The 21,386-nt window shown below is 51.5% G+C and carries 21 protein-coding genes; 13 read left to right on the forward strand and 8 right to left on the reverse strand.

Annotation, left to right across the window (positions count from 1 at the left end):
- The first annotated feature begins 65 nt into the window (after positions 1-65).
- A complete protein-coding gene (locus AB9F27_RS10110) occupies positions 66-1,370 on the forward strand; it encodes a hypothetical protein (protein ID WP_335583968.1) in 1,305 nt (434 codons plus the stop codon).
- A 4-nt stretch (positions 1,371-1,374) separates the two neighbouring features.
- Positions 1,375-2,058: an ABC transporter ATP-binding protein gene (locus AB9F27_RS10115; protein WP_335583967.1), complete on the forward strand. Its 684-nt coding sequence runs from the start codon at positions 1,375-1,377 to the stop codon at positions 2,056-2,058.
- Between the two features lie 21 nt (positions 2,059-2,079).
- Here AB9F27_RS10115 and AB9F27_RS10120 read toward each other — a convergent pair whose 3' ends face one another.
- Positions 2,080-3,246: a nucleotide sugar dehydrogenase gene (locus AB9F27_RS10120; protein WP_335583966.1), complete on the reverse strand. Its 1,167-nt coding sequence runs from the start codon at positions 3,244-3,246 to the stop codon at positions 2,080-2,082.
- A gap of 267 nt (positions 3,247-3,513) precedes the next feature.
- On the opposite strand from AB9F27_RS10120, the gene AB9F27_RS10125 reads away from it, so the two are divergent.
- Positions 3,514-4,455, forward strand: coding sequence for a bifunctional enoyl-CoA hydratase/phosphate acetyltransferase (locus AB9F27_RS10125; RefSeq protein WP_335583965.1), 942 nt, complete (start codon positions 3,514-3,516; stop codon positions 4,453-4,455).
- Entirely contained in the window at positions 4,452-5,609 is a 1,158-nt protein-coding gene (locus tag AB9F27_RS10130) for an acetate/propionate family kinase (RefSeq protein WP_335583964.1), read from the forward strand. The genes AB9F27_RS10125 and AB9F27_RS10130 overlap by 4 nt, the downstream gene beginning before the upstream one ends.
- Here AB9F27_RS10130 and AB9F27_RS10135 read toward each other — a convergent pair.
- The 3 genes from AB9F27_RS10135 to AB9F27_RS10145 form a co-directional block, all read right to left on the reverse strand.
- A complete protein-coding gene (locus AB9F27_RS10135) occupies positions 5,606-7,060 on the reverse strand; it encodes a heme biosynthesis HemY N-terminal domain-containing protein (protein WP_335583963.1) in 1,455 nt (484 codons plus the stop codon). The genes AB9F27_RS10130 and AB9F27_RS10135 overlap by 4 nt on opposite strands.
- 10 nt (positions 7,061-7,070) lie before the next feature.
- On the reverse strand, positions 7,071-8,312 hold the full coding sequence (locus AB9F27_RS10140; RefSeq protein WP_335583962.1) for a mitofilin family membrane protein: 1,242 nt from the start codon (positions 8,310-8,312) through the stop codon (positions 7,071-7,073).
- 87 nt (positions 8,313-8,399) lie between these two features.
- Positions 8,400-9,179: a uroporphyrinogen-III synthase gene (locus AB9F27_RS10145; protein WP_369757705.1), complete on the reverse strand. Its 780-nt coding sequence runs from the start codon at positions 9,177-9,179 to the stop codon at positions 8,400-8,402.
- Between AB9F27_RS10145 and tsaD the strand changes: the two genes are divergently transcribed.
- The 8 genes from tsaD to speB are packed head-to-tail and all read left to right on the forward strand — an operon-like array spanning position 9,168 to position 17,145.
- Positions 9,168-10,265 (forward strand): tRNA (adenosine(37)-N6)-threonylcarbamoyltransferase complex transferase subunit TsaD, encoded by a 1,098-nt coding sequence (tsaD, locus tag AB9F27_RS10150; protein WP_335583960.1) that lies wholly within the window; start codon positions 9,168-9,170, stop codon positions 10,263-10,265. The two genes, AB9F27_RS10145 and tsaD, sit on opposite strands and share 12 nt — an antisense overlap.
- Positions 10,262-11,224, forward strand: a complete 963-nt coding sequence (locus AB9F27_RS10155) for an NAD(P)H-dependent glycerol-3-phosphate dehydrogenase (RefSeq protein WP_335583959.1) — start codon at positions 10,262-10,264, stop codon at positions 11,222-11,224. The genes tsaD and AB9F27_RS10155 overlap by 4 nt, the downstream gene beginning before the upstream one ends.
- Position 11,225: 1 nt before the next feature.
- A complete protein-coding gene (locus tag AB9F27_RS10160; protein WP_039002912.1) occupies positions 11,226-11,495 on the forward strand; it encodes a YciI family protein in 270 nt (89 codons plus the stop codon).
- Positions 11,495-11,914 carry an EVE domain-containing protein gene (locus tag AB9F27_RS10165; RefSeq protein ID WP_335583958.1) on the forward strand — a complete coding sequence of 140 codons (420 nt, stop codon included), beginning with the start codon at positions 11,495-11,497 and terminating at the stop codon, positions 11,912-11,914. Before AB9F27_RS10160 ends, AB9F27_RS10165 begins: the two co-directional genes overlap by 1 nt.
- A gap of 43 nt (positions 11,915-11,957) precedes the next feature.
- Positions 11,958-13,889, forward strand: coding sequence for a biosynthetic arginine decarboxylase (gene speA / locus AB9F27_RS10170; protein WP_335583957.1), 1,932 nt, complete (start codon positions 11,958-11,960; stop codon positions 13,887-13,889).
- A gap of 22 nt (positions 13,890-13,911) precedes the next feature.
- The gene (locus AB9F27_RS10175) at positions 13,912-15,117 is read left to right on the forward strand and encodes a saccharopine dehydrogenase family protein (RefSeq protein WP_335583956.1); all 1,206 of its coding nucleotides are present in this window, start codon (positions 13,912-13,914) and stop codon (positions 15,115-15,117) included.
- A 2-nt stretch (positions 15,118-15,119) separates the two neighbouring features.
- Complete coding sequence (gene nspC, locus AB9F27_RS10180; protein ID WP_369757706.1) at positions 15,120-16,295, forward strand: carboxynorspermidine decarboxylase; 1,176 nt, start codon at positions 15,120-15,122, stop codon at positions 16,293-16,295.
- 1 nt (position 16,296) lies between these two features.
- Positions 16,297-17,145 carry an agmatinase gene (gene speB / locus AB9F27_RS10185; RefSeq protein WP_335583954.1) on the forward strand — a complete coding sequence of 283 codons (849 nt, stop codon included), beginning with the start codon at positions 16,297-16,299 and terminating at the stop codon, positions 17,143-17,145.
- Between the two features lie 236 nt (positions 17,146-17,381).
- Here speB and AB9F27_RS10190 read toward each other — a convergent pair whose 3' ends face one another.
- Both AB9F27_RS10190 and ahcY read right to left on the reverse strand, forming a co-directional pair.
- Entirely contained in the window at positions 17,382-17,723 is a 342-nt protein-coding gene (locus AB9F27_RS10190; RefSeq protein WP_335583953.1) for a DUF2853 family protein, read from the reverse strand.
- Between the two features lie 186 nt (positions 17,724-17,909).
- A complete protein-coding gene (ahcY, locus tag AB9F27_RS10195) occupies positions 17,910-19,304 on the reverse strand; it encodes an adenosylhomocysteinase (protein WP_335583952.1) in 1,395 nt (464 codons plus the stop codon).
- 177 nt (positions 19,305-19,481) lie between these two features.
- On the opposite strand from ahcY, the gene AB9F27_RS10200 reads away from it, so the two are divergent.
- Entirely contained in the window at positions 19,482-20,075 is a 594-nt protein-coding gene (locus AB9F27_RS10200) for an HD family hydrolase (protein ID WP_335583951.1), read from the forward strand.
- Positions 20,076-20,078: 3 nt separating this feature from the next.
- Here AB9F27_RS10200 and AB9F27_RS10205 read toward each other — a convergent pair whose 3' ends face one another.
- Entirely contained in the window at positions 20,079-20,633 is a 555-nt protein-coding gene (locus tag AB9F27_RS10205) for an ActR/PrrA/RegA family redox response regulator transcription factor (protein ID WP_039002900.1), read from the reverse strand.
- Between the two features lie 88 nt (positions 20,634-20,721).
- The gene (locus AB9F27_RS10210; protein WP_335583950.1) at positions 20,722-21,339 is read right to left on the reverse strand and encodes an SCO family protein; all 618 of its coding nucleotides are present in this window, start codon (positions 21,337-21,339) and stop codon (positions 20,722-20,724) included.
- Positions 21,340-21,386 lie beyond the last annotated feature (47 nt).

Here is a 21,386-nt window from a genome sequence, read left to right on the forward strand (position 1 = left end):
GGTTTCCCTTTTAATAGATATGAAGGAAGTGTTATCAATAGGCAAATGATCAGATGGGGAATCCAGTGTCGACACAGAAGGTAAATCCGGGATCCGGTCCCGTTGCTCAGCCGGCGGCCCCCAAGAATGCAAACCCGAATCAAGGGACGAGCCCCATTCGCCCTACGACTCCAGCACAACCCAAGGCAAATCCTGCCGCTCCCAAACCAGCGGCGGCAACACCAAAGCCAACCGTGGTTACCATAGCACCGCCAGCAAACAGAGCCAAACTAGAGCGGCGGCATGGGCTTATCGCTGTCCTTTTCGCCCTTATTGTTGTTGTGCCAGTGGGCCTCTGGGCTGCTTACCTTTATCAACGTGCAGAAGATCAGTTCGTATCAACCGTTGGGTTTTCGGTTCGAACAGAAGAAGCGCAATCGCCACTGGATATATTGGGTGGCTTGGGTAGTCTCTCCGGATCGGGCTCCCGCGACGCGGATATTCTCTATGAATTCATCCAGAGCCAAATCATGGTCCAAACCATTGACGCACAACTCGACCTACGAAAGCTATTCTCTATTCCCGAAACCGATCCGATTTTCTCGTTTGATCCGGAAGGTTCAATAGAAGATCTGGTGAAGTATTGGCAACGCATGATCCGCGTAAACTACGATACCGGCACACAACTTATTGAACTCCAAGTTCGGGCCTTTACTCCGCAAGACGCCCAAAATATCGCACGGGCGATTTTTGAGGAAAACTCGCGAATGATTAACGCGCTTAGCGCGATTGCCAGAGAAGACACAACGCGTTACGCCCGCGAAGAGCTGGACAAATCCATCGCGCGCCTGAAAATCGCGCGGGAGAAAATGACCCAATTTAGGCTGCAAAATCAAATCGCCGATCCGGAAACGGAAATCGTGGTGCAAACTGGCTTGATGAATGCCCTTCAACAAAGGCTTTCGGACGCGCTTATCGAACTTGATTTGCTCAGTGACATTGCGTCGAAAACCGACCCTAGGATCACCCTCGCTCAGCGAAAAATCGATGTTATTCATGCGCGGATCAATGATGAGCGGCGGAAGTTTGGGTCCAATCCAACCGGCCAAGGTGGCGAAGATTTTTCCACAATGATCGGCGAATTTGAAAGCCTGATTGTTGATCGTGAGTTTGCCGAGAAATCCTATCTTGCCGCCTTGCAGGCCTATGATTTTGCTTTGGCCGAGGCCAGCCGTCAGAGCCGGTATTTGGCTGCCTATGTGAAACCAACCTTGGCAGAAACAGCCCTTCATCCAAAGCGCGAGCTACTGTTAGGTCTAGCAGCCCTGTTTTTATTCATGATCTGGGCAATTCTAACGCTGGTCCTATATTCCATCCGAGATCGCCGGTAATTCTATGATTCAGCTTTCGAATCTCAGCAAGACTTTCTTTCTTAATGGAAAGTCTAAAGTTGTTGCGCAAAACATTAACGCGGTCTTCCCGTCTGGTGTTTCGATTGGGCTTTTGGGGCGAAATGGAGCAGGCAAATCCACGTTGCTGCAAATGATTTCTGGCACGCAACGGCCAACCTCGGGTTCGATAAGTTCAACGGGGTCAATTTCCTATCCGGTTGGTTTTGCAGGAAGTTTTCATCCGGAACTCACAGGGTCTCAAAATGCACGGTTCGTTGCCCGTATTTACGGCGTGGATACGGAAAAATTGACCGAATTTGTTAAGGATTTCGCCGAATTGGGCGTGCATTTCGACCTACCGTTTCGAACCTATTCCTCGGGAATGCGATCGCGTTTAGCATTTGGCGTGTCGATGGGAATCAAATTCGATACCTACCTCGTGGATGAGGTCACATCTGTTGGCGACGCGGCGTTTCAAACAAAAAGTTCCGCGCTTTTTCAGGAACGCATGAAGACAAGCGGCGCAATTGTTGTGTCTCACTCCCTGCCGATGATAAGGAAATTGTGTTCGGCTGGTGCGGTCCTAGAGAAAGGCCGCCTTTTTTACTACGACGGTATTGAAGATGCGATAAAGCATTATAACCACGTGATTCAGGGCCGAACCCCGCCTTGGATTGTCGAATACTAGCCGTATTCCACAGAATTGATCCTAATCAGAGCCAAAAAGATCACGCGTAAACACTTTGTCAGCGACGCTAAGAAGCTCGCTGGATGTTCGATTTGCCACGATCACATCGGAACATCTTTTGAATTCCTCAAAGTCCGAGAAAACCTTGGAATGGAAAAATTCATTTTCATGCAAAGCGGGTTCATAGACAATTACGTCGATACCCTTGGCCTTAATCCGCTTCATGATCCCTTGAATCGAACTTTGGCGAAAATTGTCTGAGCCTGTTTTCATAACAAGGCGATATATACCGACAACTTTAGGGCCACGTGCGATGATTTGATCGGCGACAAAATCTTTGCGGGTGCGGTTCGCATCCACAATGGCACGGATCAAGTTTTGTGGAACTTCCGAATAGTTTGCCAACAATTGCTTGCTGTCTTTGGGTAGGCAATACCCGCCATATCCAAACGACGGGTTGTTGTAATGGCTTCCAATGCGTGGATCCAAGCCAACACCGTCAATGATCTGACGTGCATCCATTCCCGAAGCCAAGGCGTAACTGTCCAATTCGTTAAAATAGGCAACGCGCATCGCCAAGAACGTATTAGCAAAAAGTTTGATCGCTTCTGCTTCGGATGCGCCAGTAAAAAGGGTCTCGATGTCCTCTTTTATAGCGCCTTCCTTCAGCAGATCAGCGAATATCTTCGCCCGCTCGCTCTTTTCACCGACAACAATTCGGCTAGGATATAGGTTATCATAAAGTGCACTCCCTTCCCGTAGGAATTCAGGGCTAAAAACTACTTGATTAGTCTCTAACTCGGCTGAAATTCTCTTTGTAAAACCCACGGGTATCGTTGATTTTACAACAATGGTTGCCGTGGTGTTCACGGAAATGACTTCCTTGATAACCGCCTCAACTGTGGATGTATCAAAGAAATTTGTCGAGGGATCGTAATTGGTTGGCGTCGCAACAATGACATAGTCGGCATCACTATAGGCGCGATTCCGATCGTCTGTTGCCAACAGTGAAAGTTGCTTATTGGTCAAAAATTCCTGAAGTTCCGCGTCTTCAACTGGGCTCCGGCGCGCGTTCACCGCCTCCACGCGTGAAATGTCTAAATCCACAGCGATCACGTCGTTATTTTGTGCCAATAAGACCGCATTTGACAAGCCCACATACCCAATCCCAGCTACACAAATCTTCACGTCAATTCCTAACTTTAAAACTCATATTTTTGTACGCTTGGTCTATCAGAGGTTCAGAAAAGACACACACTGAATTCAACCCTTGCAAGAACACGGTTCGATTCTGTTGCTCAACTGGACAATTTCTTGCCTTGCGATCTAAGCTACCGGCTATACTGTTCCCAAATATTGTGTGGGTGGGATTTGGTTTTCGTGACAAGAAACGCACGAAAACCCGGCGTAAGACACGTATTGTTACGCTCAAACATGGGCAATTGAGGGCTAAGTATGAACATTCAGGAATTCCCCTTACAGCGGGCTGGTGCCGATCTTGACCATTTGCTGGAAAAAGCAAAATCCTTTGATCCCGTTGTGACCGCCGTGATCCATCCTTGTGATGCGCTGTCCTTAGCTGGAGCCCTTAAAGCGTGGGATCTTAAGCTCATTGTGCCCATTCTAGTTGGCCCAGAGAAACGAATTCGGAGCGTGGCCGATCAAGAAGGTCTTTCGTTGGACGGGGTTAGAATCGTTGACTCCGAGCATAGTCACGATTCGGCCGAGCGGGCGGTTCGCCTTGTCCGCGAGGCGAATGCTCAGGCCTTGATGAAGGGTGCGCTACACACTGACGAAATAATGACCTCCGTATTGGACAAAACGGAGGGTTTGCGAACAGAGCGCCGTATGACCCATGTGTTCTTTATGGACGTGCCAGCTTATCCCAAACCGCTCCTTATCACCGACGCTGCAATCAATATCGCACCCGACTTATTGACCAAGGCCGACATTGTTCAGAATGCGATAGACCTTGGGATTGCGCTTGGAATATCGGTACCAAAAGTTGCCATTTTGTCAGCCGTCGAAACGGTTAATCCGCGTATACCCTCAACAATTGAAGCTGCAGCGCTTTGTAAAATGGCGGAGCGTGGCCAGATAATAGGTGGCATCGTCGATGGCCCTCTGGCATTTGACAACGCTATTTCACCCCAAGCTGCCAAGGCGAAAGGGATCATTTCCGATGTCGCCGGCCACGCGGATATTCTTGTCGCCCCAGACCTAGAATCCGGAAATATGATCGCCAAGCAGCTTACGTATCTTGCGGGTGCGGAATCAGCGGGACTGGTTTTGGGCGCACGCGTCCCCATAATTTTAACCAGCCGCGCTGACGGAATCCGCAGCCGTATCGCCTCCTCGGCGCTCGCGTCCCTTTATAGAGCTTCTCAGTTCAAATGAAGGCGGTTCTTGCGCTCAATGCTGGATCATCCACATTGAAGTTCAGTCTCTATCGCGCCTTAAAAGAGCCGAAACTCATTTTGTCCGGCATGGTCGACAATATAGCAGGTGCCGCTGAACTTATCCTCAATCGAGGTGGCAAGAAGACCAATACTCCCGTCCAAGCGGCGACACCACAAAGTGCCTTGGACGCAGTTCTGTCGGGACTATCCAGCGATTTCGCGAAACTGGATATTGTCGCTGTCGGCCATCGGATCGTACATGGTGGTACCCGATTTGGTGCTCCCGAAATCCTCACACTCGAAACAATGGAAGCACTGGGCGACCTGACTCCCCTTGCGCCACTCCACCAACCATTCAATCTCGCGGGTGTACGAGTCGCGCAAATCGCCTTTCCGTCTGCGATTCAAATCGGTTGCTTTGACACCGCCTTTCACCGCGAGCACCCGTGGGTAAATGACACTTTCGCGCTGCCCCGAGAGTTCTATGATCAAGGTATTCGCCGTTACGGATTTCACGGGTTGAGCTATGAATTTGTAACCGAAGAACTCATGCGTCGCTATCCAGACCTCAAAGACAAGCGGATCATTATCGCTCACCTAGGGAACGGTGCGTCTATGTGTGCGATCAAAAACGGAAAAAGCCGCGCGTCTTCGATGGGCTTCTCGGCTCTTGATGGCCTACCGATGGGAACCCGCTGCGGACAAATTGATCCCGGAGTAATTCTCCACCTCATTGAGCAAAGAGGAATGACCCCACAGGAGGTTACGCATCTTTTGTACCATCAAAGTGGTATGAAAGGTTTGTCCGGAATTTCCGGTGATATGCGTAAGCTACTGGCGTCTGATGCGTCGGCAGCCAAGGAAGCGTTGGATTATTATGTATTCCGTGCCCGACGGGAAATTGGGGCTTTAACCGCAGTTCTTGAGGGCCTTGATGCCTTTGTTTTTTGCGGAGGTGTTGGAGAAAACTCCGCCGTTCTTAGGCAACGTATAACCAGCGGTCTTGGTTATCTCGGCCTCTTCGTAGACCCCATTAGAAACGCCCGAAATTCTTCGCAGATCGGTACAGGACCCGTTCAAGTATTGACGATCCCAACAGACGAAGAATATGTGATTGCTCGCGCGGCGGTGCAATCTCTAAACAGTCTCTAATCAAAGGTCTTTGGTTCATCTGGGACTATTTCCGCATCCTGAACGTCTTCCTCTGCATCCAAGTCGTCGTTACGAATACTCTCGGTAATGAGCGCCAGCATTGAAGCAGAATTTGTTGATTCACTTTCGGGTTCCGATGGCGTTTTCCAACTCAATGTATCAATGCTATTGCATTTGGTACAAACTGGCACCCAAACACCGTGCACTTGCCCACAGTTATCGCAAACCCATGCCTCGCTTCGGGGGGCGGTAACTGCTTTTGCAAGCCATCCCCGAACAGTCGCATCGTCCGCGCCTTCACCCCGTTCAATCGCCGCCATCAATGCCAAACTACGGGAGGACGGTGACGTTTCTGCCAATGTCCCCATTTTTCTCCGCGCCGTGGGAAAGTCTTCCGCAGAAATAAGGAGTTCCGCCAAAAGCATTATCGTCTCGGGGTGGCCTGTGCGCTGTGTGGTGAGGGCCTCAAATCGCTTCAACCGTGCTTTTGCATCTTCGTTTGTATCAATTCGAGCAAAGGCTGCCGCCAAATCGGGATGGGGTTGAGCAGCCCACGCTTTTTTCAACAACCGCGCGGCAAGCTTTGGTTTGCCCTGCTCCATATAGACATCCGCGGCTAAAACGGACGCCGGGATTAAGTCGGGAGATTGTTTTTGTGTGGCAATCGCGGCTTCACGTGCCTCGATCGTTGACTTTTCATCCAAAAGGATACTGACTTCGGACAACGCCAATACAGCGTCGCGTCGCTTATAAACATCTCTTGGAATCGCCCCTGTCTTGAGCTGAGATTTAAGGGTGCGGCGCGCGCCTTGCCAGTCGTGCTTTTCGGTCTGAAGCTGCAACAACGTGTTCTGGGTTTCTGTGTGTCGTGGTTTTAAGGCAAAAGCTTTTTCCGCAAGGGCCAACGCTGTGACTGTATCTCCCTGTGCAAGTTTCTGTTTCATTATCCCACGCACGCCAACGAAACGCGTGCGCTCGTCAGTAAGCAACCGCCTGTAAACTTCCTCAGCTTTTTGAGTATCACCAGAGATTTCAGCGGCCTGCGCCGTCAATAGATTCGTCAATTCGGGCCGGTTTAGATACTTGTCAGCACGCGCTGCCTTCGCCATCGCAACGCGACTTTCACCCGACGAAAGCGCCATCATTCCCTGCGCCAGTGCCTCATATCCCTTACGCTCACGGTTGCGATCGAAGTACCGCGAAATCGCGGTTTCGTCGCCACTCAGGAAACGTATGACGGCCACAATAAGTCCTACGATTTTGATCAGGAGCCACACCAAAACAAGGAGAGCTGCCAAAACGATTGCCGCCTGCAACGGCTGCAACGTAAATTCAGTGTTTGCGACCGCAATCCGAATTCCCTCGTTCGACTCAGCTAATATTCCAGCGCCCAGCGCGAGCGCAGCAATAAGAACCACAAAAGATAGAATTTTAACTAGTGACCAAATCATGAGGGCTCTCTTAATTTTCTGAAATTGAGGAAACGAAGGTTTGGATGGCGGCTTGTGTCTCTAATCGGTAAGTTGCGGACTTCACCCAATCCGCCATTGCTTCTTGGCTCGCTGAAGGGAGGGACGCAATTTCTGAAAGCGCCTCTTGGAGGTTTGCATCCCCAACTGCAGCCTCGGCCCTAGAAAGGATGGCATCAGGATCATCGCCGGCACGCGGTTCCAATGATCTCGCTCCAGTTTGACTGCGCAAAAAGGCGCCCAATCGGTCAATCGCACTTTCGTCCGTCGTTTCATACGCAACTGCAGCAATAGCGGCGCGTGCCGCAGATGGGAACGCTCTCCTCAGGTCCGCCACGGTCGCCACGCCGGAAATCGAAGCGGCTTGCAATTGAGCGGATGCTTCTTTTCCGGTTGCTTTTGTAATATCAGCCAAAGCGGCGTCAAAAGAGTTACCGCCTTCAATCGCCGAATTAATATTGGACATTCCAGCCCTTAATAGAGCCGCATTAGCGATCGCAGTTGCCCCAGCCTGAAGCTCTTCGGCTTGGCTTGTGGCCATAGATATCTTGGCTTCCGCCTCTTTGGCAACGGTTTCAATCTGGGATTTTTGCGCCGCCAATGTTTCACGCATAGCTGTCAATTCCCGCTCGTAAGCAGCTACCGCAGCATCAGATGCATCATTGCTAGAAATCGGGCGTTTCTCAAGGTCGGTTAACCTCACCGAAAGCTGTTCGACACTCGCACTCAATGCATCAAGTTCAGCATTTACGCCTACAACATCCTGCTTGCTTTCTTGAGAAAGCGCCGTCAGTTCAGTGGTGTATTCCGCGCTATCGACTTTGCTTCCCAACGCGCTCGCTTGTGTCTCAATCATTCGTCTGAGTTCAACTATTTCGTTTGATTGGGATGCGATCTTGGCGTCCATTTCACTAGTATCTATGCCCGCGACAGGCCACCCTTCGGGCACGAATTGTGCCACACCAAAGCCAAGTATTGCAGCAACCGCACCACCAACAAACGCGGGAACCCCTGCCCTTTTTTTGGCAACTGGTTCGATATGGTCGTCGGCATCCGGTTTTTCCGAAGCCACGTCTGCATCTGGCTCGATATCTGGAATGACAGCCTCATCCTGCGCTTCAACTTCGACCGTTTCAATATCGACCGTTTCAATATCGACCGTTTCGACAACAGGTTCAGATTCCGCGTTCGTTTCTTCAATTTGTGCGTTTTCGGGAGAAGTCTTATTGGTCACGAAAAGTCCCTTTCTAGCGTCACATTAACAATAGCCATCCGTGACGCATATCACAATCAAGTTAGGTCTACGCGCGCGTTGCGAGGTTCAATCGCAGAAATATCGCGCTACAATTTGAAGCATCATATCTCCGGTTGGTAGTCGAGGTACAACAATATTTTTGCGAAAAGGTGTTGGAAGTTGGCTGGCTACATTTTGACTCAGCGCAACGATCTTTATTTTATGAGTGCGCGCAAGAGGAAGAGCGAGGTTTTGAATTTGTTCAGAAAACAATTCGGCCGTTCGTGGCGAAAACAGCGGAGCCACCACAATATCTTCTCCTTTTAAAAGGGATTGCGCCTTTTGCGTCAACGGCAACGCATTTTGCATGTACACAACTTGCTCTAAACACCTGACCCCAGCAGATTTCAATCGACCGGCAACATCGCCACGCGTAAACGCGCCGTGTAGGTGAACGAGCTCCATTTCTGGCGGGTTAGAGACTATTTTTTGCACGAGAGCTGAGGCTGTTTCGCCGACCTCTCGCACGTCAAAGCCAGCCTTTCTCGCGAATTCTGCCGTGATGTCGCCGACGCAATATGCGGGCCTTCCAGCGCCCGCCCCTGCTCCAATAACTCCGTTTCGGGATGAAAAAATCGCAGCTTCAAACCCCACATCATACTGCAAATATTCGATCTCAATAAGAGGTGAGTAAGTCACGTCCTCTTCAGGCCCAAGATTTAGCCTGTTAGCAAAGTCTTGGGCAGCTTGGATGGGACGTGTAAGTAATAGGGCTGGATGTTTTGAAATCATTGACGAACTACTGGATTGTTTAGATTGAGCGGGAATGTTACCTGCGAATAGAAAGGAGCGCCAATGCCAAAGCAACTCACAGTGCTGGGAATCGAAAGCAGCTGCGATGATACCGCCGCGGCAATTGTACGCCACGAAGTTGGTAGCGCCCCACAGATTTTGTCGCAAGTAGTGGTCGGACAGGCCGACCTTCACAAGGATTTTGGTGGTGTGGTCCCCGAGATCGCCGCACGTGCGCATGTAGAAAAGCTCGATTACTGCGTCCAAGATGTCATGAGCCTTGCAGGTCTCAGCTTTTCTGACCTTGACGCAATTGCCGTAACATCCGGCCCCGGTCTCATTGGCGGTGTCATTTCGGGCGTCATGTGCGCCAAAGGAATCGCAGTAGCAGCGGGCTTGCCGCTGATTGGCGTCAACCATCTTGCGGGGCACGCCTTGACCCCCCGCCTGACGGATTCCCTCGATTTCCCCTATCTCATGCTGCTGGTCTCGGGAGGGCATTGCCAATTTTTGATCGTTCGCAGCGAAAACGAATTTACCCGCCTAGGGGGCACCATCGACGACGCCCCCGGTGAAGCCTTTGACAAAATCGCGCGGATTTTGGCGCTACCGCAACCCGGTGGTCCGAACATCGAGAAATGTGCGCTTTCCGGTGATCCGGCGCGTTTTCGTTTTCCGCGCCCGCTTCTTGATCGGCCGGGATGCGACATGTCGTTCTCTGGGTTAAAAACGGCCGTTCTCCGCGCCCGTAATTCCGTGGTTTCCGACAAGGGCGGGCTTACCAAGAAAGATCAAGCCGACCTGAGCGCGGGTTTTCAACAGGCGGTCACGGCGGTGTTGATAGAGAAAACACGCCGTGCCCTTGCAGTTTACTTGTCTGAAAACCCAAGTGTGCCGGCCTTTGCTGTTGCGGGAGGCGTTTCGGCCAATATGGAAATTCGAGCTGCATTAGAGACTGTTTCTGCGGAAAACGGTGCGCGTTTCATCGCGCCTCCGCTTGCCCTATGCACGGATAACGCCGCGATGATCGCTTGGACTGGGCTTGAGAGATTTCGGGCAGGTCACGAGGATGATATGACACTAGCCGCTCGCCCTCGATGGCCACTCGACACCAAAAGTGGTTCAATGCTTGGGTCTGGCAAGAAAGGGGCCAAAGCGTGAGTATTTCTGTTTTAGGTGCTGGCGCCTTTGGCACGGCGTTAGCGATTACATTGTCCAATGCGCGCACCGACGTTACGCTGTGGGCGCGTGATGAAATCGCAGTGAAGACAATGCAAACGACACGGATGAACGCCGCGCGCCTTCCGAAGGCCCGTTTTCCCAAAACCTTGACCGTGTCATCCGACCTAGAGACGGCATGCAAAGCGGACACCATTCTTCTCGTCATCCCAACCCAGAAACTCGCCGCCTTCCTTCATTCGCATGCGACATTGTTGGATGGAAAAACGCTGGTTGCATGCTGTAAGGGCGTAGACCTCGCAACGGGTTTAGGTCCGGTGCAAACCATTGCGTCAACAATCCCATCGGCTCAGGCCTGTATTTTGACTGGGCCGAGTTTTGCAGTAGATATTGCCGCGGGCCTCCCGACCGCCCTCACACTTGCTGGCCCCAAAAATTGCTTGGAACCGCTGCAAGAAATGCTGTCGACACCTGCCCTGCGGCTCTATTGGACAACCGATACGGTTGGCGCTGAACTCGGTGGAGCCCTTAAAAACGTCATTGCAATCGCGAGTGGCGCGGCCATTGGGGCCGGTTTCGGGGAAAGCGCCCGCGCCGCCGTTATGACGCGGGGGTATGCCGAAATTCAACGCCTTGCGATTGCCCTTGGTGCCATGCCGCAAACCCTTGCAGGCCTTTCCGGCTTCGGGGATTTGGCGCTTACCTGCACATCCACAAGAAGTCGCAATTTTAGTTTTGGGTTTGCACTGGGGGCAGAAACGGAATTTGATTCTGGTTTGACGGTTGAAGGCGCGAAAACCGCCGAAGCTGTCTCTAATCTGGCTAAAAAACATGGTATCGAAATGCCCATCACAAATGCCGTGGCCGCAATTTTGGCTCAACGTCTAACAGTTTCCCAAGCGATGGAAGCCCTCATCGCGCGCCCTTTAAAGGAGGAATAACATGTTCGTAGCCCTAATCGCCAAGGATAAACTTGGCTCCCTCGACGTACGCAAAGCCAACAGAGACGCGCACGTGGCCTATCTTAAGTCCACCGGTGTCGCGCAAGCAGGTCCATTTCTGGACGAAAATGGCGACATGTGCGGCTCGCTTGTAATACTGAATGTTGAAACCATCGCAGATGCACAAGCATGGGCCGACCAGGACCCCTATGCCAAGGCAGGCCTGTTCCAATCTGTTGACCTACAACTTTGGAATCGGGTCATTGGCTAATGGCGTATTGGCTGTTCAAATCAGAGCCTAATGCATGGGGTTGGGACGATCAGGTCTCCAAAGGCGGTGTGGGCGAGGAATGGAACGGGGTGCGCAATTATCAGGCGCGCAACAATATGCGGCTGATGGAAATCGGCGACTTGGGTTTCTTTTATCACTCCCTCAAGGAAAAGGCCGTTGTCGGCATTGTTGAGGTCTGTGCCCTCGCGCATCCAGACAGCACAACCGACGATCTGCGCTGGGAATGTGTGGATATTCGCGCTGTGAAACCTGTAGTAAAACCTGTTACCCTCGCCATGTGCAAAACGGACCCGCGCCTTGAAAACATGGCTTTGGTCAAGAATACGCGTCTCTCGGTTCAACCCGTAACAGAGGCTGAATGGACTATCATCTGCGAGATGGCTGGAGTGACTTTTTAAGGTTTGCGAAGTTTTCCGATTGCAATATGGAATTAAGGTTATATTGAGCGAAGAAACTGGAACTCTGACGGAATTGGACACTGCCTTGACCCATGACAACACTGCCGCAAATTCTGTTTATGCGATCGAACGCTGGGGTAAGGATCTAGTCGGCGTGCTTCCCAATGGCGATCTTGGGCTTCGGAACCCCCTCAAGCCAGACGCGCCTATGGTGAGTTTGCCTGTGATTTTGCAGGACCTCGAAGAACGCGGCGTTCATGCACCCCTTTTGTTGCGTGTAAGCTCGTTTCTGGAAAGCAGTATCCGCGCACTCAACGAAAGTTTTGCCTCCGCGATCAAACGTGCAGGATATAAAAACGATTATCGTGCGGTTTTCCCCGTCAAAGTGAACCAGCAAGCACAGGTTATCAGCCGGATTGTTGAATTCGGCAAGCCATACTCCCATGGCCTTGAAGCGGGTTCCAAGCCTGAATTGGTGATCGCCCTCGCCCAACCTTTGGCGCACGACGCGCTTATTGTTTGCAACGGTGTTAAAGACGCGGAATTCATCCGCCTTGCCATTTTGTCGCGTAAACTCGGGTTCAACACCGTGATTGTTCTGGAAAGCCCGAAGGAATTACAGACCGTTCTTGCCGTGGTTAAAGAATTGGGCGAGGAGCCACAACTTGGTGTTCGGGTAAAACTTTCCAACCGAATTTCTGGGAATTGGGCAGAGAGTTCCGGCGATCGTTCGACCTTCGGGATGCACACAGACCAACTTGTTGACGTTGTTGATAGCCTCAAAGAAGCAGGCCTCATTCACTGTCTCAAATTTCAGCACAGCCATTTGGGCAGTCAAATTCCGGACGTAAATGACGTGCGCCGCGCTACTGGCGAAGCATGCCGTTATTTCGTCGAACTCACACGCGAAGGGGCGCCCCTGACTCACCTCGATTTGGGTGGCGGACTTGGTGTTGACTATACGGGCGAGAAATCAACCAACGAGAACTCGATCAACTATTCGGTCGACGAATATTGCACGAACATTGTTGAGACCGTGTCCTATGCATTGGATGAGGCGAAAATCCCGCACCCAATTCTTGTAACCGAGAGCGGTCGGGCCGTTGTTGCGACCTCGTCGATGCTTATTTTTAACGTCCTTGAGGCCACACTTTACGACTCTCACAACCCAACCGTACCTGCGGCTGAGGATCATCACTTTGTTTCCGACCTTGCTGCGGTTTCTGGCTATTTAGAGCCACAACGCCTTCAAGAGTGCATTAATGATTCCAGCTTTTATCGCAACGAATTGCGGGCCTTGTTTCGGCGGGGATATATTGACCTGCGCCAAATGGCGCGCGCAGAGCGTATTTATCTCCACCTCATGTCCAAGATCAAAAGCCTTGCGCCCGAAGTGGGCACGGCCCCAGATGTCGATGCTCATTTGGAGCAGTTGGCGGATATCTATCACTGTAATTTCTCACTGTTTCAATCGCTTCCTGATGTTTGGGCAATCGACCAAGTTCATCCTTTGGTGCCACTACAAATGCTCAATGTTGCCCCCGACAGACGCGCGGTTTTGTCGGATATCACGTGTGATTCCGACGGAAAAATAGACAAGTTCATCCTTGCGGACGGAATTTCGCCTTCGCTTCCTGTTCATACTCTGGACGAAAGCAAACCCTATTACATCGGTGTCTTTTACGTCGGGGCCTATCAGGAAACTCTGGGCGATTTGCACAACCTATTTGGCGATACCAATGTGGCGACAATCGACCTGCGCGACGACGGAAGTTTCGACCTTTTGCACGAACAGGAAGGCGACACGATTGCCGAGGTTCTGTCCTATGTCGAATACGATCCGCGCGATTGTGTCGATGCGTTCCGTGCAAGGATCGACAACGAGATTTCTCACAAGCGCCTAAATCCCAAAGACCGCAAAACACTTTTGGCGGCTTACCGCGACAGCATTAATGGCTATACTTACTATGAATAACAACGAGACGAGGAGAGACGTCATGGGCAAAACATTAGTAATCGGCGCGGGCGGTGTATCGTCCGCCGCTGTGCATAAAATGGCAATGAATTCGGATGTTTTCACCGAGATCACCTTGGCTTCACGGCGCCTTTTCAAGTGCGATGAGATCGCGGCGGGGGTTAAATCCCGCACAGGCGTCACGATCAAGACGGCCCAAGTGGACGCAATGGATGTTCCTGCCGTTGTGGCTTTGATCCGCGAAACGGGTGCGGAATTACTGGTCAATCTTGCGCTTCCCTATCAAGACTTGGTTCTGATGGATGCCTGTCTTGAAGCTGGAATCCACTATCTGGATACCGCTAACTATGAGCCAGAGGACGAAGCCAAATTTGAGTATCACTGGCAATGGGCCTATCAGGACAAGTTTAAGGCTGCGGGTCTAACCTGCATTCTTGGCTCTGGTTTTGATCCAGGGGTGACCTCGATTTACGCCGCTTGGCTCAAGAAACACAAGTTGGATACCATTCGCCAAATCGACGTCCTTGATTGCAACGGCGGCGACAATGGCAAAGCGTTTGCCACCAATTTCAACCCCGAGATCAACATCCGAGAAGTCACCGCAGACGCGCGTCACTGGGAAAATGGCGATTGGGTGACGAGCCCCGCTATGACCCACAAAGTAGCCTTTGATTTCCCAGAAGTGGGCGAGAAGAACATGTACCTCATGTATCATGAGGAACTCGAAAGCATGAAAACCCACTTCCCCGAAATCGAACGGGCGCGGTTTTGGATGACGTTCGGCGATGCCTATATCAATCACGTGCGCGTGCTTGAGGGCATTGGCATGACGTCCATTGAGCCTATTATCCATAACGGCCAAGAAATTATCCCGCTACAATTCCTTAAATCCGTGTTGCCAGATCCGTCCGATTTGGGCGAATTGACCAAGGGCAAAACCTGTATCGGGGATATTGCGACGGGTCTCAAAGATGGCGTGGAAAAAACCTATTATATCTACAATATCTGCGACCACGAGGAGTGTTACGCCGAAGTTGGAAGCCAAGCGGTTTCTTATACGACCGGTGTTCCAGCCATGATCGGCGCGGCTATGGTTCTCAAGGGAATTTGGCGCGAGCCAGGCGTTTGGAATACCGAGCAGTTGGACCCAGACGCCTTTATGGACATGCTCAACGAACATGGTCTCCCGTGGGAAGTCCATGAGCTTAGCGGCCCTGTGGAGTTCTAAACATGGCTCAAATCATGCAAACACAAGCTGGCGACGCAGGTGCCTTTTCGCATTTTGATTTGTCACGCGTTCCCAGCCCGTGTTTCGTGGTGGATGAGATCGCCATCGCACGCAATTTGGCGATTTTGGCTGAGGTTGCGGATCAATCCGGCGCACATATTCTGTCGGCACTCAAGGCCTTCTCGATGTTCGCCTTGGCGCCGATGGTCCGTCAATATCTGCATGGGACATGCGCCTCAGGCCTCTATGAGGCGCGCCTAGCGCGTGAAGAATATGGTGGCGAAGTTGCGACCTATTGTGCGGGCTACAAAGAGAGCGAGTTCGCTGATATTCTCGCTCTTTCCGACCACATAATCTTCAATTCTGCGGCACAGAAAAATCGCTTTCTGCCACAGGTTAGGGCCTTATCACGAGAGGTTTTGGTTGGATTGCGTATCAATCCGGAACACTCAGAGGGCGAAATTCCAAAATACGACCCCTGTGCGCCAAATTCACGTTTGGGAATGCCAATTTCCCAACTGACGCCTGCATGTTTAGAGGGCGTGGACGGACTGCATTTTCATACGCTTTGCGAACAGGGGTTCGCCCCTCTTGAACGCACATGGTCGGCTGTAGAGGCGCAGATTTTGCCGTATGTTTCGCGTCTTAAATGGCTCAACTTTGGGGGCGGGCATCACATCACACGCGGCGATTATGATCGCACGGCCCTTATTCAATTTATACGTGATTTAAGGGCCAAAACAGGCTTGGAAATATATCTTGAACCAGGCGAGGCCGTCGCCCTTGATGCGGGAATACTTGTCGGCGAAGTTCTAGACTTGCCCACAAACGGAATGGCGCTTGCGATTACCGATATTTCGGCCACATGCCACATGCCAGACGTGATCGAAGCGCCCTATAGACCCGCAATGCTAGACGAGGATCCAAATGGCCACGTCTATCGGCTAGGTGGCCCATCTTGTCTCGCTGGCGATGTGATTGGCGACTACGCCCGCGCAGCCCCACTCGCGATTGGTGATCGGATCGCCTTTCTTGATCAGGCCCATTATTCCATGGTAAAAACAAATACTTTCAACGGCGTAGCCCTTCCCTCGATTGCACTTTGGAATTCCGAAACCGACGAATTGACCATGGTGAAGCAGTTCTCTTACGACAATTTTCGCAACAGGCTATCATAACATGAGCATTTTTCTTGAGAGCGAACTCAGCCCCTCCGAACGCGATGAGACGGCGCTGTTTCGCGTCATTCCGATGCCGTTGGAGAGCACGGTTTCCTATGGTGCGGGCACGCAGGCAGGCCCCGCCGCCATCATCGAGGCGAGCAATGAACTTGAGCGACTTTGCCTAGGGATTGTCCCCTGTTCCGAAGGAATTTTTACCGAATCAGATGTGGATTGCAGCGGCCCCTTGCCCGAAATCATGGAACGCCTAGCACAGCGCACCGAATTCGCCGTTCAGAATGGCAAAATTCCGGTCACTTTGGGAGGCGAACACTCTCTTTCCTATGGTGCGGTGATGGGGGTTGCGCGTGCGCTGAAAAAACCAGTCGGGATTATTCAGATTGATGCACATGCAGATCTGCGGATTGCCTATCAGGGGGAAAAACACTCGCACGCGTCCGTAATGCATTTGCTAAGCGAAGAGGGCATTCAACTGGCGCAATTCGGCGTTCGCGCACTGTGTGAACAGGAAGTTGAAAGTCGGGCGCGGAACAAAGTTTTCTTCGTCGATGCGGAAGAGCTTGTTACCAACAATATCCACGCGATCGACCTGCCTGAAGATTTTCCCGAGCATGTGTATATTTCCTATGACGTGGATGGTTTGGACCCGTCACAGATGCCCGCCACAGGTACCGCCGTTCCTGGGGGACTTAGTTATTACCAGTCACTACAACTGGTTGAACATGCCCTCAAAGGCCGGAAATGTGTGGGGATCGACGTGGTAGAGCTTGCTCCAAATGGCGAAATTGCTTGGGATTTTACTGCCGCCCAGATCGTGTATCGATTGATGGCTGCAGCCCTCAAATAAAAAAGGAGGGCTCCGACCCCTCGGAACCCTCCATCACCCCACGCGCTCCACTTTGCACCACACGTGTTATGTTAGGTTCCTGTCGTCCTGACGGGATAGACCAACCCTAGACCGCCCTGCCCCATGTGGCAAGTATGTTTTTAGGGATAACTGTTAAAATTCAACATGTTATAGTTCTATTAACTAAAAAGGCGCACCCGTAGATGAGAACGCCTTTTAATAATAGCTTCTGCGGATTACCCGTAGACAGCTTCTTTTCCAAAATGTTTTACCAGCAAGTAATACACAACAACGCGATATTTGGTGCGCTCGGATTTACCGTAGGTTTCGATGACGGATTGAATGGCCTCCATCAATTTCGGACCTTCAGCGAGCGAGAGCTTTTTGATGAGGAAATTGTTTTTTACCGTTTCAAGTTCGGAGTCCTGAGAGCCTGCAACAGTTGATGCGTCGGCGTTGTAGATTGCCGGACCACATCCGATGGTCACTTTTGTCAAAAGATCCATATCGGGCGTTACCCCACATTTATTTTTCAAGTCGTCCGCGTATTTCGCAATTAGATCGTCCCGTTTTCCCACAGTCAAACTCCATAAATTTCTGGGCAGCACCCGTTAAAATGAACCTTTTCCGGCCCTACGACACGGTAGCCAAGTCGGGGATAATCACAAAGAAAAAATTTCACCAATTGGACGAGAACGCAAAAAGGCGCCCCAATTTGCGTGGGGCGCCTTAAAATACTGATGAATTATACCGCGACAGCTGTTTTAGTAGCGGTAATGCTCGGGTTTGAACGGCCCATCAACGCTGACGCCAATATAGGCTGCCTGCTCCGGAGCCAATTTCGAGAGCTTCACACCGATGCGATCAAGGTGAAGACGCGCAACTTTCTCGTCCAGATGTTTCGGCAGAATATACACGTCGTTTTTATAGTCGTCTCCCTTCGTCCAAAGCTCGATTTGCGCCAGAACTTGGTTAGTGAAACTTGCGGACATCACAAAGGAAGGGTGACCCGTCGCGTTTCCAAGGTTAAGCAAACGTCCCTCGGAAAGAAGGATCAAACGCGCGCCAGACGGCATTTCGATCATATCCACTTGGTCTTTGATATTGGTCCATTTGTGGTTTTTGAGCGCCGCAACTTGGATTTCATTGTCAAAGTGGCCGATGTTGCCAACGATCGCCATGTCTTTCATTTCACGCATGTGCTCGATGCGGATAATGTCTTTGTTGCCTGTTGTGGTCACAAAAATATCGGCCGTCGAAACGACATCTTCGAGAAGGACAACTTCATAGCCATCCATCGCCGCTTGCAACGCACAAATAGGGTCGATTTCAGTAACTTTGACGCGTGCGCCCGCGCCCGAAAGGGAAGCTGAACAGCCTTTGCCAACGTCGCCATAGCCACAAACAACCGCCACTTTGCCGGCCATCATTGTGTCTGTTGCGCGGCGAATACCGTCAACGAGGCTCTCTTTACAGCCGTATTTGTTGTCGAATTTCGACTTGGTGACGGAGTCATTCACGTTAATCGCGGGGAACGGCAAGTGGCCAGTTTTCACCAAGTCATAGAGGCGGTGAACGCCGGTTGTTGTTTCCTCGGAAACACCTTGGATCGCATCACGTTGCTTTGTGAACCAACCGGGCGAAGCGGCAAGACGTTTTCTGATTTGTGCGAAAAACGCCACTTCTTCGTCGCTTGTTGGGACATCGAGAAGGTTGGTTTCGCCAGCTTCGACGCGCGCACCCAGAAGGATGTACATGGTTGCGTCGCCGCCATCGTCGAGAATGAGGTTACATGTGCCGCCGTCAAAATCAAAAATTTTGTCCGCGTAATCCCAATATTCTTCCAGCGTTTCGCCTTTGATTGCGAAAACGGGTGTACCACCAGCGGCGATCGCTGCGGCAGCGTGGTCTTGAGTTGAGAAAATATTGCACGACGCCCAGCGCACATCGGCACCCAAGGCCACCAAAGTTTCGATCAAAACCGCTGTTTGGATCGTCATGTGAAGCGAACCGGCAATGCGCGCGCCTTTGAGCGGTTTGCTCTCGCCATACTCAGTGCGCAGCGCCATCAAGCCAGGCATTTCGGTTTCTGCGATGTCCAATTCCTTGCGGCCATATTCTGCAAGGGCAATGTCTTTGATGATATAGTCGTTCGCCATGGGGCTGATTCCTCATAAATTTAGTTGAACGCCAGATACCACCACAATCGCGTCTAAGCAACAGAGGCCCAACAAACCCGCGTGATCCAGCACGGCTCAAAACCGAGCATCTTTACTTTTGGCAGGTCGGGGTCTAGCCATAACAAGATTGAGCGCGTGTAAAACAGAGGCAAAACAATGGCAAATCAACCCCGCGCGTGGCAACGCATGCTTTCTGGTCGTCGGCTGGACTTGCTCGACCCAACGCCGATGGATATCGAAATCATTGATATTGCGCATGGCCTTGCGTTTGTTGCACGTTGGAATGGTCAAACCAAAGGCGATTTCGCTTATTCTGTGGCGGAACACTCCCTGCTGGTCGAACGTTTGTTTTGCCGCATTGTGCCAAACGCTCCTGCAAGATGGAAGCTGGCCGCGCTTTTGCATGACGCGCCAGAGTACGTCATTGGCGATATGATTTCCCCCGTAAAATCCGCGGTTGGAACGGGTTACGAAGCCTTGGACACGCGACTTACTGCGGCGATTCATCTTCGGTTTGGCCTGCCCGCGTCGATCCCTGTATCGGTTAAGAAACAGATTAAAAAAGCAGATAAAATCTCGGCCTGGATGGAAGCGACCCAGATTGCTGGCTTCTCAGAACGCGAGGCAGACAAACTCTTTGGCAAACCAGACGCCGCAGTTTTAGAAGGGCTAGCGATTGAATTGCGTTCACCGCTCCTCGCACGCAATGATTTCACCGCGCGTCACGAAGAGCTTCTTGCCGAAATATAGAGCCTAACGCGGCGATCTTTTCGCCAAAATGCGTTGAAGCGTGCGCCGGTGCATACTCAAGCGCCGCGCGGTTTCGCTCACATTTCGGTCGCATAATTCGTACACGCGCTGGATGTGCTCCCAACGCACCCTATCCGCAGACATTGGATTTTCTGGCGGCGGGGGAAGCGCATCTTTTTTTGCTAACAGCGCTCCAAGAATGTCATTGGCATCTGCAGGCTTTGACAAATAATCCGTCGCCCCGATTTTAACCGCAGCAACGGCCGTCGCAATGGCGCCGTACCCCGTTAAAACAACGATCTTCGCATCTGGCCGCTTTTCGCGTAGCAATTCGACAACGTCGAGGCCATTGCCATCTTCAAGGCGCAGATCAATCACCGCATAGGCGGGTGGCCGCGCCGTGGCGATCGCGCGCCCAGCGGCCACGGAACCGGCCATTTCAACCACAAACCCGCGTTTTTCCATTGCGCGCGCAAGACGACGCAGAAACGGCTCGTCGTCATCAAGGAGCATGAGAGATTTGTCTTCGCCGATGTCCTGCAATTCACGATCTTTCATTTAAGCGCCCTAATTTTATCTCTGTCCCCCTGTTCTATGCAGAACCGCAAGGCAGGTCAAATATCGTTAAACCTGAATGGATGCCAAATCAGGAGTTTTCGACAAAACACGCGACCCGATTGGCCATATCCTCTGGTGTATCATCGCGATTGAAATACTCCACGACCCCGTGTTCGGGCAGATAGAGATAGGTGAAGGTCGAGTGATCGACGAGATAATATTCGTCATCGCCCTCATTCTTTTTGTAATAGGTTTTATAGGCCCGCGACGTCGCTTTTACGTCCTCTTCGGTCCCTGTGAGGCCAATCATACGATCATGCATCACGTCGGTATATTCGGCCAAAACCTCTGGCGTGTCGCGCGCGGGATCAATTGAAATAAAGATCGGAGTGGTCTCGATACCGACTTCATCCAGCAAATCCACCGCTGCCGCATTGCGCGCAGAATCCAGCGGACATACGTCGGGACAGAACGTATAGCCGAAGTAGATAATCGACGGTTTGGTCAAAACGTCAGTGTCGGAAACGCGGGTGCCCGTTTCGTCAATAAGCGAGAACGGCCCGCCAATGGAGGACGTACCACCGGCAATTTTGTTCACACTGCATTGCTCAAATTCGGATTCGCCCGAACTCATTTTCAGATAGGCGGTTGAGCCCAGTAAAATAGCGGCAACACCAACTGCGGCAAATGCGAAAATCCGACCCATTGTTCAATCCTTTTTGGTTTCGCCGCTTGATCGCTGTGTTTACCATG

It is taken from the genome of Falsihalocynthiibacter sp. CO-5D18 (genome assembly GCF_041205445.1).
Taxonomy (GTDB): Bacteria; Pseudomonadota; Alphaproteobacteria; order Rhodobacterales; family Rhodobacteraceae; genus Falsihalocynthiibacter; species Falsihalocynthiibacter arcticus.